The organism is Pseudoalteromonas sp. J010, from assembly GCF_003934235.1.
Taxonomy (GTDB): domain Bacteria; phylum Pseudomonadota; class Gammaproteobacteria; order Enterobacterales; family Alteromonadaceae; genus Pseudoalteromonas; species Pseudoalteromonas peptidolytica.
This window is the reverse complement of sequence record NZ_RDBW01000016.1, coordinates 52,486-67,043: the sequence shown is the minus strand read 5'-3', so window position 1 is coordinate 67,043 and position 14,558 is coordinate 52,486. Positions and strand designations below refer to the sequence as shown.

Sequence of the window (14,558 nt, the reverse complement as noted above, 5' to 3'; positions counted from 1 at the left end):
AAATGGCAAAAGTAGTACATAAGTTTGGTGGTTCTAGTTTAAGCTCTGCAGAGCGCTATCAGGCTGTTGCTAAGATAATATTAGAGCAGTGTCAGTTAGGTGATAGCGTAGTGGTTTCAGCTGCGGGAAAAACAACCAATACTTTGGTGAAGCTATGGCAGAGTTTTGAGCAGCAAGATGTGCGCGCTTTTAACGACGTCTTGTTACAAGTTGAAAACCATCAACGTGAATTAATAGATGCGCTGTTTACCGGCGATAGGCATGCTGCTTTGCTCAAGCAGCTCGTGAACGAATTGCAGGCTCTGGCGCAAGCGCGTGAAGCACGCACACTTCACTATGCCAGTCTACTGGCGCATGGGGAGTTGTGGTCGGCTCGTGTCCTAGCCAACTACTTAAGCTCACAAGGTATTGAAGCTCGGGATATTGACGCTAGAAAACTATTTGTGCAACAGGATGGTGTATTATTACATGCGTTGAATAAAGAGGTGTGTTACAGCGCAATTGGTGACAATGCTGTGCATATTGTTACCGGCTTTATTGCAGCAGATAGTCAAGGTGAAACGGTGACTTTGGGACGCAATGGAAGCGATTACAGTGCGACTTTACTGGCCAATTATATTGATGCCACTCAGGTATCGATTTGGACAGATACCACAGGCGTATTTAGTACCGATCCACGTAAAGTCAGTAGTGCAATAAAATACGCTAAAGTATGTCGAAGTCAGGCTGAATTATTAGCACGTTTGGGGAACCCTGTCCTGCATGCAAAAACACTCTCTCCCTTGAAAGGTACTGATATTAAGCTACTAGTGCGAAGTAGTTTTGACTCAGACGCACTAGGCACTGAAATTGTTAAAGCAGGTTATAGTAAAGAGAAGCGCTTTATCACTACTTTTGGACAACTAGATTTACTGCGTGTTGAAAAATTAAATAGTGGTGAGGTAAAACAGCTTAGCCAACTAATACAGCACAGTATTCATCACTTTATCAAAGGTGGAGAGGCGCATTTATTGGTGCCATCCGAGTTTAGCCATCTGGTTATCAATGCCTTAGAGCCTCGTGCAAATATCATTGAATCACAAGTGCAAGGCTTTGCTGTTGTTGCGCCAAGTCAAGATATCGCAGGGTTACACCAGCAAGCTTTAGAATTGCTAGACGACAATGCGATAGTGACCCGTTTTGTATTACAAGCACAAAACTATAGTTTAGTACTAACTGATCAGTCTATTGATAGTGATGTTTTGGCAGTATTACATGAACGGCTTGTCAATAAAGGCAGAGAGCTCGCAGTCATCGTTGCTGGTGTTGGCAATGTAGGTGAGGTTTTTATTGAGCAGTGTAAAGATCAGTTTGACAAACTGAGTGAGCACTTTGATCTGAAGTTGGTAGGATTGTTGCGCTCAAAACAAATGTTGTTTTGTCCAAGTGGATTAAACTTAGCCCAATGGCAGCAGCAATGGCAAAATGAAGCCATAGAATATAACGAAGCTGAGTTGTTTACTCGCATCAAAGAGCTTGATTACGAACATAAAGTAATTATTGATATTACCGCAAGCGAGCGCTTTAGTGCATTATATCCACAGTTTGTAGAACATGACTGTCATCTGATCAGCGCCAATAAATACGCAGGTACAGCGAAGCACAACTGGTACACACAACTACGGCAAAAACTGCAAGAACGTAACTTATTATGGCGTTATAACACCAGTGTTGGAGCTGGGTTGCCTGTTAACTTTGCCTTAGCGGATCTGCAAAATAGCGGCGACGAAATTGTGAGAATCGAGGGGGTTTTCTCTGGTACTCTATCTTGGTTGTGCAGTCGTTATGACGGCTCTGAGGCTTTTTCTGAGTTAGTACTGGGCGCACAAGCACTTGGGTTTACCGAACCTGATCCGAGAGAAGACCTGTCTGGTCGTGATATGCAGAGAAAGTTGCTAATTTTGGCAAGAGAGTTGGGTATTGAACTTGAGTTAGATGAGATTGAACTAGAACCATTAATGCCAGATAATCTGGCGCAAGGCTCGTGGTTACAATTTTTGGAAAATCGCCAACAGCTTGACGACTTTTACGCTGAACATGACGCCAGAGCCCGTGAAAATGACGCTGTGCTACGTTACACCGGGGCGCTGGAAATTGCGAACAATGGTCATGTCTGTGCAAAAGTTGGGATTGCACATGTACCCAATGGTGCCGCCATTGCTAATTTAACGCCCGGTGACAATATTTTTGTGATCCACACAAAATGGTATGAGCAAAACCCGCTGGTGATCCAAGGCCCTGGTGCCGGTAAAGAAGTGACCGCTGCTGGGATCCATTCAGATTTATTCTGGTTGACGCAAAATTTGAAATAACCTGAACTTCAGATAGTTATACCAATTTGCTTAATTAAGTGGTCTATTTTCTCGTCTTATAATAGAGCAATTGATTAAAATAGTTGGTTCTAAATGTAATCCGTCAGTCCACTCTGTATCCTGGTCTTAACTACTAACAAAAATGCCGATACAGGCATCGGCATTTTTTGTTTAGAACAATTCTTCGTGTGTTGGTAGCGGCGCACTATTGTCAAATGGTGTGCTGCTATCAGTATCTAACACGTACTTAGTGGGAGCTGTACCTTGCTCGAAATACTCAAAGCGAGAGGTATGATCGTTCTTGCGAGACAAAAGCCCAGTTTTTAAATCAATGCGGGTTGAAATAAGACCCGGTGGCGGCTCTATTGGTGCTAAAGGTTCATCTTTGAGTGCTTCGCGCATAAAGTCTATCCAAGCTGGTTGCGCTGAAATCGCCCCAGCTTCGGCACCAACGAGCTGGTTTTTACCCAGATTAGCATTATACGCAGCKCGACCGAGTGATTTGCTAGCATCATCAAAGCCAACCCATACTGTGGTGAGAACATTTCGATTAAAGCCGGTAAACCATGTATCAACTGAGTCATTCGTTGTACCTGTTTTGCCTGCAAGGTCACGGCGTTTTAGCCACTGACCACGCCAACCTGTACCACTCCATCCGGTCTTGTGTTTCCAGCTACCACCGCCCCAAATTGCACTGTGTAAGGCATCGGCAATCAAAAAAGCATTTTGTTCAGAAATAATTTGTGGCGCACAGCGCTCAGGCTGCTCTTCTAGTTGTTGCTCATTACAAACAATCAGTGGTACTGCAGAGCCTAATTCAGTTCCAAATGCATCTGTGATCTTATCAATAAAATACGGTTCAATCAGATGCCCACCGTTAGCAAAAGTTGCCATTCCTCTTGCCATTTCAATGGGAGTGAGTGCTGCGCTGCCGAGCGCTAACGACTCGCTACGATTAATATCAGCATCTTGAAACCCAAATTTGAGTAGATGGTCTGCGGCCGTATTGATCCCAACACCTTTAATGAGACGCACCGAGACAACGTTTTTGGATTGAGCCAAAGCACGGCGGATCCGAATAGGTCCATTGTAGACCTCCGGGCTATTTTTTGGTCTCCACGCGACACCAACGCTCTTATCCCAATGGTTAATTGGCGCATCATTGATAATAGTAGCAAGAGTGTAGCCCTGCTCTAATGCTGACGAGTAGATAAAAGGTTTAATATTTGAGCCAACTTGTCGTTTAGCTTGGGTTGCTCGGTTGTATTGGCTAAGTTCAAAACTATAGCCACCGACGATGGCTTTTACACGGCCATCATTAGGGTCGAGCGATACAAGCGCACTGGAAGCTTGAGGCAACTGACTTAGCATCCAAAGATTGTCTTGCTTGCGCACAAATACTTGCATACCGGGTGCAAGAATATCCGCCGTCGTTTTTGGTGGTAAACTTTGTCGTGTCTCGCTGATGTATTGTCGTGCCCAGCTTAAGCCTGGCCATGTTAGCGTAATTTGTTCACCACTTTTAAGTAGGACTTCAGCGCTTTGTTCAGCAATGCTTAACACCACCGCGGCTTTTAATGATCCGATTTCATTGACTTTATTGAGACGGCTTACAATTCCTTCATGGCTTAACGGTGATTCACTCTGTGCGTTCCAGTAAATGGCTTCTGGGCCTCGAAAGCCATGACGCATGTCATACGCATGCAAGTTGTCGACTAACGCATGCTGCGCTGCTAGTTGTACTTCTGATTCAACACTTGTGTACACTCTCATGCCCGAGTTATAGGCTTTGTCTGTTCCGTAGCGCTCTACCATGTACGCGCGAACCATCTCTGAAATATAAGGGGCATACAGCTCGATTTCTGCACCATGAAATTTTGCCGTGATAGGGGCTTGAGTCGCTGCATGATATTCTGCTTGGGTAATATATTTTTCAGCTAACATACGGCCTAGTACAACATTGCGACGACTTTTTGCGCGCTCTGGATTACGAATGGGGTTCAGTGCCGAAGGTGCTTTGGGTAACCCTGCTATCATGGCCATTTCAGGTAGAGTTAGTTCAGAAAGTGTGCGGCCATAATAAACCTGGGCTGCCGCACCAATACCAAAAGCACGATTTCCCAGCTCGATTTTGTTCAAATACAGCTCGAAAATTTCATCTTTTGTTAATAACTGCTCAATATGCAACGCAATAAAGATTTCCTTAACTTTACGAATATAGGCTTTCTCTCGTGTTAAGAAAAAGTTTCTCGCAAGTTGCATGGTCAATGTGCTTGCCCCTTGTTTCTTTTGACCGGTTGTGATCAGTACTAATGCTGATCTGACAATTCCTATTGGGTCTATTCCGAAATGATCATAAAAACGGTTATCTTCTGTGGCCAAAAAAGCGTTACGCATCGGTTCAGGAACATCTTGTAGACGTACAGGTATTCTGCGCTTCTCACCGAATTGATTGATTAATTTACCGTCCCGTGTGAAGACTTGCATAGGGGTTTGTAATTGAACATCCTTCAAAACCTCTACACTTGGTATGTCAGATTTGACATAATAATAAAGGCTGATAAGTGTCAATACGCCTAAAAGGGTACAAACAAAAGCGAATTGTAAAAATCTTTTCAATAATTTCACGGAATTATCCCTAGTTAGACTCCCAATTACAGGTAGACACTGCTAGTATATCTTGATTAAAAAACGATTAATATTTTTGTGTGCTAAATTTTTATAGAACACAAACTGAAAAGGAAACGAGCGCTTCACATGCTGAGCAAACTACTAAAAAAACAAGCACCTCTGATGATTGGGATCGACATTGGTTCTCATTGTGTCAAAGCGGTGTTGCTGTCTAAAACCAGTTCCAGCTATCGTGTCGAAGCCGTTGCCATTGAGCCTATTCCTAAAGGCGCAGTAAATGAAAGAGCCATTCAAGATATTGAGGCTATTGGCAATGCGATCACTAAAATGAAGCGGCGCATTCCAAAACTTACACAATCTGCTGCAGTTGCTGTATCTGGTCAGACTGTCATTACCAAAGTGATCTTTATGGACGTGTCATTAACTGATGCTGAACTTGAGTCTCAGATAGCAATTGAAGCAGACAGCTTAATTCCATACCCATTAGACGAAGTAAGTCTAGACTTTGAAAAGATAGGTGTAAACGAAGCGGATCCCTCTAAGGTAAATGTCTTGTTATCAGCAGCACGAACTGAGAGTGTGCAGGCACGAGTTGGTGCTTTGGAGGAGGCTGGATATAAAGCGAAAGTCGTGGACGTTGAAAACTATGCGTTGAGTCGAGCGATGGATGTAATTTACCCTGAGTTACCAAACGATGCTTTTGATAAAGTCGTGGCGATGATTGACATTGGTGCTGTACTTACGCTCATCAGTGTTATTCAATCAGGAAAAACGATTTATACCCGAGATCAAGTGTTTGGTGGAGAACAGTATACCAACAGTATCGTGGCTTATTATAATAAGACATACGATGAAGCTGAACTTGCGAAAACGACAGGGGATTTGCCTCCTAACTATACGTTCGAGGTTCTGGCCCCTTTTCAAACCTCATTACTTCAACAGATACGTCGCGCAGTTCAGATGTTTATGACCACTAGTGGTAAAGATCACATTGATTATATTGTGTTAACTGGGGGGACGGCGCTGGTGGAAGGGCTAGATAAACTATTGATCGATGAATTAGGTATCCACACGATTGTGGCTGATCCATTCACAGAAATGGAGATCGCACCTAAAGTGGACAGGCATGTTCTACAAAAGCACAAGGCTCAATTTGCGTTGGCTACGGGCTTGGCACTACGGAGCTTTTCATCATGCCACATATAAATCTACTTCCCTGGCGAGAGCAACAAAGACAGGCATCTCAGCAGATCTTTTTGACCATTATTGCGGCGATTATTGCAACTTGTTTACTTTTTATGTATCTAGCCGGTAGCTTCTATGATGGTTTAAAAACAGGACAAGAAATAAAAAACCGTTATCTAGAAAGTGAAATATCATTATTGGATACGCGTATCGTAGAAATTAATGATCTAAACAAGCAAAAAGAAAACTTGCAACGCCGTATTAGACTAATCGAAGAGTTGCAGCTAAATCGCAGCTTAGGAACACAAATCATAGATGAAATTGCTCGAGTTGTGCCCGCTGGGGTCTACCTCACTAGTCTTGATAGGCAAGGTAATATGATTAAAGTGATAGGTCGCAGTGAGTCTAACAACCGTTTGTCACAAATGTTAAGACAAGTTGAATCATCATACTTGCTTGAACGGCCAGTGATCCAAGGGATTGTAGCTGGTGAGCAGAGTTCAAAACTATTAAGTGATTTTACGATGCACTTTTATGTCAAATCTCATGATGACATTAGCCTAGCCGATAAAGCGAAATAGGGTGGAGGGTAAGTAGATGAGCTTTGACTTAAATAGTTTAAAAGAAATAGATTGGAATGAATTAGAGCTTGATAATATCGGTCACTGGCCGTTTCCTGTTAAAGTTTTATGTTCTATTTTGGTGGTCATTTTGATGATCATTCTAGGGTATAACTTGATGGTCTCAAGCTCCATTGATCGATATGAGCAAGCGCTGAAAAAAGAGCAAGAGCTTAGAACGAGTTATCGTATCAAGTATGCAAGAGCAAATAACTTAGAGTTATATAAACAGCAAATGATTGATATGGAGGCGCAATTTACTGAGTTGTTACGACGCTTACCAAGTTCAAATGAAACCCCTGGATTACTTGACGATTTAACTTATGTTGGCACTTCTAGCGGTTTAACGTTTTTAAAAATCGGCTGGATGCCTGAAATACGTAAAGAGTTTTACACCGAATTACCAATTAAATTAGAAGTTATTGGTAAATACCATGAGTTTGGTGAATTTGTCAGTAAAGTGTCAGAATTACCTCGAATTGTTAGCTTACATGACTTTAGAATTGAGAATGCTGGCAATGGGGAGCTGGTTTTTAGCGTGGTGGCTAAGACGTACCGCTATGAACAAGGAGGCCAGAGATGATCCGACTGTTGCTCTGTACATTGTCGGTGTTGTTCATGTCAGGATGCAACGATAGCACTGCTGAACAAAAGGAGTTTATCGACCAAGTTAAGGCTAGCTCGATACCAAAGATAGAGCCTATTCCTGAAATGCAAAACTACGAGCCTTTTAAATATAGTGCATCTCAATTACGTAGCCCATTTGTAGCACCGCAACCAGAAGTGATTGAGAACAAGATGGTTCAGGTCAAAAACTGTTTACACCCAGATCCTGATAGAAATAGATACCCACTAGAAAAATATCCTTTAGACAATTTAAGAATGAAAGGGATAATTGCAAAAGAGAATGGTCGTTGGGCGCTAATCGAAGCGGCAACACAAGGCTTATATAGAATACAGCGCGGTGAATATATGGGGCTTTACCATGGTAAAGTGCTCAGTGTACAAGCGGATCATTTAGAGCTGTTAGAATTAATTCCTGATGGAACGGGATGTTGGAAAGAACGACTAACCAAAGTGGAAATGTTAGAGGCAGAACAAGGTGGCTCGAGTGAATACTAACAATAATCAAAGAACATTAACGTATAGAGGCACTCGAACGATAATTCAGTCAGTGCTAGGAGCTGCATTTGTTGGCCTGTCATCAATTGCTCAGGCTATTCCAATGTTATATGACATTCGCTATAACCCGGTTCCAACGGGGGAAACTCAGCTTCAGCTGGTATTTGATGAAAAGCTGAGCGGTGAACCAAGTGTGAGTGTTAATGGTGAAAACACAAGTCTTGAACTGTTCTTTCAGCAAGCTGAATTTGAAGAAAGCTTAAAGATGCTGGAAATTAACAAAGCAGGTATCAAAGGGATCACCAGTCAGCTGCGCGATGGCGGATTTACTGTTGCGATTAATATGGATGAACTCAAGCTCTACAAGACGGAAGTGAAAAATAATTTGGTGATTGTAGAGGTTTCTGGTCAACCTATTGTTTCAGAGCAAGATCAAAGCGAAAAAGTAACCTCTTTTATCAATCAAATTCAAGCGATTGACTTTCGCCGTGGTGAACAAGGTGAAGGTAAAATTTTAGCTTTTCTTGAACATAATCAAGCCGCTATTGATGTCCAAGAGCGTGGTGGCAAAATTATCGCTGATTTCCATCATATTGATATTGCAGAGGATCTGTTATACGAACTAGATGTATTAGACTTCGGTACTGTGGTGTCGCGCATTGAGACTTTCAAAGAAGAGAATAAAAGCCGTATCGTCATTGAACCAAATGCGGCATTTAAGTTCTCATATCAGCAGCTTGATAATATCTTTACACTGGCCGTAGAAAAAGATGAAGGTAACAAAACGTTTGGAGATCAGAAAGAGTACAAAGGTCAACCTATTACTTTGAACTTTCAAGATATTCCTATTCGTTCTGTGCTACAAATTATCGCCGACACTAATAACTTTAACTTAGTCACCAGTGATACTGTTTCTGGGAACATCACACTGCGCCTAGATGGGGTACCATGGGACCAGGCGCTTGATGTGGTGTTGCGGGTAAAAGGGTTAGATAAACGCATGGACGGCTCGATCTTAATGGTGGCACCATCGGAAGAGCTAGCTGCGAGAGAGGCGAAAGAGTTACAAGCACGTCAGCAAGTTGAAGAGCTGGAGCCATTATATAGCGAATATATTCAGCTCAATTACGCAAAAGCGGAAGAATTTGCTGATTTGCTGAAAACCGACATTAACTCTATTATCAGCCATCGAGGCAGTGTCTCTGTGGATAAGCGTACCAACACCCTATTGATAAAAGACACATCGCGTAGTATTGAAAGCATCCGCCGTATGGTTGAAACTCTGGATGTACCTGTGAAGCAAGTGCGGATTGAATCGCGAATGGTGACGGTGGATGATACCGTACAAGAAGATTTAGGCGTACGTTGGGGGTTCAGCGATCAGCAAGGGAGTGATGCTATCTCCGGTACACTCGAAGGGGCCAACTCACTTTCTAATGGTATTATTCCTTCGTTAGATAACCGCCTAAATGTAAACTTGGGGGTTAAGGGGGTACCTGCAGGTAGTATCGGTATGCATATCGCAAAGCTTGCTGATGGCACCTTGATTGATTTAGAGCTGTCAGCCCTAGAGCAAGAAAATAAAGGTGAGATAATCGCAACCCCAAGCATTACAACGGCGAACCAGAAAAAAGCGCGGATTGAGCAGGGAACAGAAATACCCTATGTGGAGGCATCTTCTAGTGGAGCGACCACGGTTAGCTTTAAAAAAGCGGTACTCAGCTTAGAGGTGACACCACAAATTACCCCTGACAACAAAATAATTCTCGACTTAGTGATTACACAAGATACTAAAGGTGATACTGTGCAGACGCCAAATGGCCCAGCAACAGCAATCAATACCCAAGAGATCCAAACACAAGTTCTGGTTGAAAATGGTCAAACTATCGTTCTTGGTGGTATTTATCAGCAAGAGGTAAAAACAGCAGTAAGTAAGATCCCGGTGTTGGGCGATATTCCATATTTAGGTCTATTGTTTAAGAACTCTCGTGATATTAACGAGAAGCGGGAACTGTTGATATTTGTAACACCTAAGATCATTCAAGACAGTTTATAGGCCCGTAACAATAAAAGTATTGCGCTTTTTGCGCAGTTTGACTTGAAATTGTTCACGGATTACTGAGATAATCCCCTCCTTAATTTTGGGGCCAGGTCGTTAGGCGGGGTTTTATTTCAAATTTTAGAGTTCGTTTGTACTAAAAAGATATGGCTGAGAAACGTAATATATTTCTAGTAGGCCCGATGGGGGCTGGTAAAAGCACGATTGGTCGTCACATTGCAGATCAATTACACCTTGAATTTTTCGATTCAGATCAGGAGATAGAGCGTCGTACTGGTGCAGATATTTCTTGGGTTTTTGATATCGAAGGTGAAGAAGGGTTCCGCAAGCGTGAAGAAAGCGTCATCTCTGATCTGACAGAAATGCAAGGCATTGTGTTAGCGACAGGTGGCGGTTCAGTGATCAGCAAAGAAGTGCGCAACAAATTGTCTGCGCGTGGTATTGTTGTTTACCTAGAAACGCCAATCGAAAAACAGGTAGCTCGTACTCAGCGTGATAAGCGTCGTCCATTACTACAAACCAGTGAAGACTCACGTGACGTACTAGAGCGCTTAGCCGATGAGCGTGAACCACTTTATAGAGAAGTGGCCGATCACGTTGTTCGAACGGATGAGCAAAGCGCGAAAGTAGTTGCAAACCAAATTATTGAAAAGTTAGATTTCTAATTAAAACACCGTAGGAGGGGAAGCCATGCTTGAATTAAAGGTTGATTTAAACGAGCGCAGCTACCCCATCTTTATTGGTGAACACCTCTTATCTGACGAAGTGCGACTTAAGCAATATGTCGGTCAAAATCGTCCTGTTATTATCACTAACTCTACTGTTGCTCCTATATATTTGGACAAGCTACTTGGTGTTTTTGATACACAATCTCCGCTGCACTTTATTATTCCGGATGGCGAGCAGTTTAAATCGCTTGAGTGGTTTGAAAAGATTTCCGCTTTTTTACTCGAGCACAATTGTGGACGAGATACGTGTTTAATTGCACTCGGTGGTGGTGTCGTTGGTGATTTAACGGGCTTTGTTGCCGCTTGTTATCAGCGTGGAGTCGCGTTTATACAAATACCAACGACGTTATTATCACAAGTCGACTCTTCTGTCGGTGGCAAAACAGCAGTAAACCATCCTCTTGGTAAAAATATGATTGGCGCTTTCTATCAGCCAAAAGCTGTTTTTATTGATACCAAGACGTTATCTACTTTGCCTGCAAGAGAATTTGCTGCGGGTATGGCTGAAGTCATCAAATATGCGTTGATTTACGATGCTGCGTTCCTTGATACGTTAGCTGCGCAGCATAGCCAGTTAAACGCCTTGGATACAGAAACCCTACAGCAAGTGATTTATAAATGCTGTGCAATAAAAGCTGAAATTGTAGCCAAAGATGAAACAGAGGCAGGGCTTCGCGCATTACTAAACTTAGGTCATACCTTCGGTCATGCGATTGAAGCGCAAATGGGTTATGGAAAATGGTTACATGGCGAAGCGGTTGCTGCAGGCATGATGATAGCTTCACGATTGGCATGTCGACGAGACTGGTTGAACAGTGAAGAGGTAGAAAAAGTCGCTCAGGTCATTGCCTTATATCAGTTGCCAATAGAGCCACCAAGCGAAATGACCGCAGAGCAGTTTTTACTCCATATGCGTAAAGATAAGAAGAATAAACAAGGTAAAATTCGCTTTATACTGCCAACACAGCTGGGACAATGCGCTTTGGTTGATGACGTAAGCGATGAAGATGTGGTCACTCTGATAGGGCGTTAAATGCAGTCGCAAATTTTACCAAGCAGATCTGCGTTGGTAGATAGAATTGCTATGCAGTTCGATTATGGGCAAAACCTGATAACCTTAGTCGGGTCGTCTGGTCTTGGCAAAAGCTATCTTGCTGAGTCATTTCTTACTGATAAATACCCAGAGTTTAATAAAGCTTTTGTAAAACTCTCTGCCAATACCAAAGAGTTTGATGTTATACATCAGCTACTTGAGCATAGTTTTCGCAGTCCTCTTATCGATCAAAAACTTTCTCTTAGCGAAAACTTTATGTTGCTTCATGACGAGCAGCCTTGTGGGCCATGCTTATGGGTTTTAGACAATGCTCGGCATTTGACTGAAGAGTTGGCGCTACAGTTACAAAAACTAGCAACAACAGCCCGAGAAACTATTTATATTTTAGCGACAGCACAGCAACCACAACTCCTTCCAGGTAGCCTAGACATTCATATAGAGCCACTTTCATTACTTGAGAGTAAGCGCCTGATGACGATGTTTTACAAAGATCTTCCACCTGATGAAGATCCTATTTTCAACACCTTTGTAGCAGAAGCACGGGGCAACCCCAGTGTTTTGTTATCGTGGCAACCGGAATCGCAGCGTTTGGATCTACGTGAGACGTGGTCAACAGATCGCGTAAAAACACAGTGGCAGTGGTATATCATCGCACTATGCTTAGTGTTGACAGCTTCTATGGTCGCTTTGGTCTATCAACAAGAAATAAAGCAATATTGGGCACCGACGCAAACGAACACGCAAAGCGTCGCAACAGCGCTCAATGCACAATCTGTTTTTGAACCTTCGAATACGTCTCAAAAGGAAAGTGAAGTGCCAGGCACGACATTACAGGAGCAACCACCGGCTGCCCTTAATACTGATGAAGGGGAAATCGCTGCCGTTGGGAGTATATTGTCGGCGTTAATGGAAGCTGAGAAGAAAGAGAAAAAAATGCTACACAATGAGGCGCAAGTTAACCAAAGTATGGAGCCTCAAGATGATGAGCTCAAGGTTGGCACCTCTGAAAATACCACCGCTATTGTTAGTGCTGAGCGCCAACCGGTAGCATCTGAGCCTATTTCAGGTAATGAATGGTATAGCAATCGAACGGATGAAGAGTGGGTCATACAACTACTTGCAGTGACTGAGGTTGGGATAGCCGCTGCATTCATGGCGGAGCATAATGATGTGGTTATGCGGCAGTTTTCAGTGATAAGAAATGGGCGAACTTGGTTTGTTGTTACATCAGATGTGTATCCTAATTTAGACATGGCAAAGCAAGCGAAGGTTGAATTGCCCGAAGCATTGCGTAAAGGGCAGCCGTTTTTTAAAAGAGTCAGTAAAATTAAGCAAGAAATTGCTCAGTCTCTCGGTAATTAGCCACATTTAGTGTAAAATCGCGCAACCACTCACGACATAGAACGAGCATGCAACAAAAGACTAGAGCCTTCTTAAAATGGGCAGGCGGAAAATACAGCTTAGTAGAAGATATTTCTAAGCGCTTACAATTAGCCAGTTATGAAGCTGATACACTAGTTGAGCCTTTTGTTGGAGCGGGATCTGTTTTTTTGAATACGCAGTTTAAACACTATGTACTCAACGACATTAACGCAGATCTGATAAATCTCTATAAAGAGTTAAAGCGAATTCCAGATGAGTTTATTGCTGATGCTAAACGTTTATTTGTCGATCTAAATAATCATCCAGATGCGTATTACGCCTATCGCCAACAGTTCAACGAAAGCATTGATGTATATGAGCGTGCAATCTTATTTTTGTATATGAATCGCCATGGCTATAATGGTTTGTGCCGCTATAACCTTAAAGGTATTTTTAACGTACCCTTTGGTAAGTATAAAAAACCTTATTTTCCAGAGCATGAACTATACGTGTTTGCTGAGAAGGCGCAGCGTGCGACTTTTACTTGTAAGAGCTACAGTCAAGTATTTGAGAATATACCCAAAAATGCGGTAGTGTATTGTGATCCCCCGTATGTTCCATTGAGTAAGACGGCTTCTTTTACGAGTTACGCAAAAGGTGGATTTAATTTGGACGATCAGGCTGAGCTTGCAAACTTAGCGGAAACAGCGGCTTTTGAGCAGCAAACGCCTGTGCTCATATCAAATCATGATACAGTGTGGACTCGGAAGATTTATAATCAGGCCAGTTTAGATGTGATTAAAGTAAAACGAACTATCAGCCCCAAAGGTAATGGGCGTAATAAGGTCAACGAGCTAATGGCGCTGTATCACCAACCAAAAAAATAAGCCGGTCAGCTAGGCTAAAACCACGCCATTAACAAACCAAATAAGACCTACCACAAACAAAAAGACAAACAAAACACCAGCCAAAGCAAATGGCCAAAAGCGCTTTTTACTAAAGTCATACTCTTGTTTTTGGCCACTCTGCACACCAAACATTGCTGCGCATACACTTTGGACTAGTGCGAGTTTATTAGTAGAAGAAGCCATAGTGTTTACCTCTCAGACCAATGGTCGATTAATAAGGAGATGAAACTTTACTACTGCTTTGATTGTCCTTAGAACCAATTAATAGCTCTAACAGATCTAAGTAATGAAATTGACCACTGGCACTGCCACCTGTCAGCCACGCAGCCCAACTTGTATGTGCTTCGCGTTGACACTCTGAAGCACTAACACGCTGGCTTAAACTATTTGAACTACATACACATGCGTTGTAGTTGGTGGCAAACTCTTGGCTATTATCAAAAGAAAGTACCCCTGCTGATACGGCGAGCACTGCCGACAGCAGAGCAATCCGTGCTTTATATCTAGAAACCATAACCCTATCCCCAGAAAATAGATA

At 42.6% G+C, this 14,558-nt stretch carries 13 protein-coding genes; 10 read left to right on the top strand and 3 right to left on the bottom strand.

The window, feature by feature from the left end:
- Positions 1–2: 2 nt before the first annotated feature.
- The gene (metL, locus tag EAG18_RS10300; RefSeq protein ID WP_125252298.1) at positions 3–2,351 is read left to right on the top strand and encodes a bifunctional aspartate kinase/homoserine dehydrogenase II; all 2,349 of its coding nucleotides are present in this window, start codon (positions 3–5) and stop codon (positions 2,349–2,351) included.
- Between the two features lie 171 nt (positions 2,352–2,522).
- Here metL and EAG18_RS10295 read toward each other — a convergent pair whose 3' ends face one another.
- Positions 2,523–4,979 carry a PBP1A family penicillin-binding protein gene (locus EAG18_RS10295; RefSeq protein WP_125252297.1) on the bottom strand — a complete coding sequence of 819 codons (2,457 nt, stop codon included), beginning with the start codon at positions 4,977–4,979 and terminating at the stop codon, positions 2,523–2,525.
- A 129-nt stretch (positions 4,980–5,108) separates the two neighbouring features.
- Between EAG18_RS10295 and EAG18_RS10290 the strand changes: the two genes are divergently transcribed.
- The 9 genes from EAG18_RS10290 (at position 5,109) to EAG18_RS10250 (ending at position 13,999) form a co-directional block, all read left to right on the top strand.
- Positions 5,109–6,188: a pilus assembly protein PilM gene (locus EAG18_RS10290; protein ID WP_125252296.1), complete on the top strand. Its 1,080-nt coding sequence runs from the start codon at positions 5,109–5,111 to the stop codon at positions 6,186–6,188.
- Positions 6,176–6,748, top strand: a complete 573-nt coding sequence (locus EAG18_RS10285; protein WP_125252295.1) for a PilN domain-containing protein — start codon at positions 6,176–6,178, stop codon at positions 6,746–6,748. Before EAG18_RS10290 ends, EAG18_RS10285 begins: the two co-directional genes overlap by 13 nt.
- A gap of 16 nt (positions 6,749–6,764) precedes the next feature.
- Positions 6,765–7,370: a type 4a pilus biogenesis protein PilO gene (locus tag EAG18_RS10280; protein ID WP_125252294.1), complete on the top strand. Its 606-nt coding sequence runs from the start codon at positions 6,765–6,767 to the stop codon at positions 7,368–7,370.
- Entirely contained in the window at positions 7,367–7,909 is a 543-nt protein-coding gene (locus EAG18_RS10275; protein WP_125252293.1) for a pilus assembly protein PilP, read from the top strand. The genes EAG18_RS10280 and EAG18_RS10275 overlap by 4 nt, the downstream gene beginning before the upstream one ends.
- Positions 7,899–9,965: a type IV pilus secretin PilQ family protein gene (locus tag EAG18_RS10270; protein ID WP_125252292.1), complete on the top strand. Its 2,067-nt coding sequence runs from the start codon at positions 7,899–7,901 to the stop codon at positions 9,963–9,965. Before EAG18_RS10275 ends, EAG18_RS10270 begins: the two co-directional genes overlap by 11 nt.
- A 149-nt stretch (positions 9,966–10,114) precedes the next feature.
- On the top strand, positions 10,115–10,633 hold the full coding sequence (aroK, locus tag EAG18_RS10265) for a shikimate kinase AroK (RefSeq protein ID WP_010607062.1): 519 nt from the start codon (positions 10,115–10,117) through the stop codon (positions 10,631–10,633).
- 25 nt (positions 10,634–10,658) lie between these two features.
- Positions 10,659–11,729, top strand: coding sequence for a 3-dehydroquinate synthase (gene aroB / locus EAG18_RS10260; protein WP_125252291.1), 1,071 nt, complete (start codon positions 10,659–10,661; stop codon positions 11,727–11,729).
- Complete coding sequence (locus EAG18_RS10255; protein WP_125252290.1) at positions 11,730–13,112, top strand: AAA family ATPase; 1,383 nt, start codon at positions 11,730–11,732, stop codon at positions 13,110–13,112.
- 47 nt (positions 13,113–13,159) lie between these two features.
- Positions 13,160–13,999 (top strand): Dam family site-specific DNA-(adenine-N6)-methyltransferase, encoded by an 840-nt coding sequence (locus EAG18_RS10250; RefSeq protein WP_125252289.1) that lies wholly within the window; start codon positions 13,160–13,162, stop codon positions 13,997–13,999.
- A 9-nt stretch (positions 14,000–14,008) separates the two neighbouring features.
- Here EAG18_RS10250 and EAG18_RS10245 read toward each other — a convergent pair whose 3' ends face one another.
- Positions 14,009–14,203: a DUF2970 domain-containing protein gene (locus tag EAG18_RS10245; RefSeq protein WP_125252288.1), complete on the bottom strand. Its 195-nt coding sequence runs from the start codon at positions 14,201–14,203 to the stop codon at positions 14,009–14,011.
- 28 nt (positions 14,204–14,231) lie between these two features.
- Entirely contained in the window at positions 14,232–14,534 is a 303-nt protein-coding gene (locus EAG18_RS10240; RefSeq protein WP_125252287.1) for a hypothetical protein, read from the bottom strand.
- Positions 14,535–14,558 lie beyond the last annotated feature (24 nt).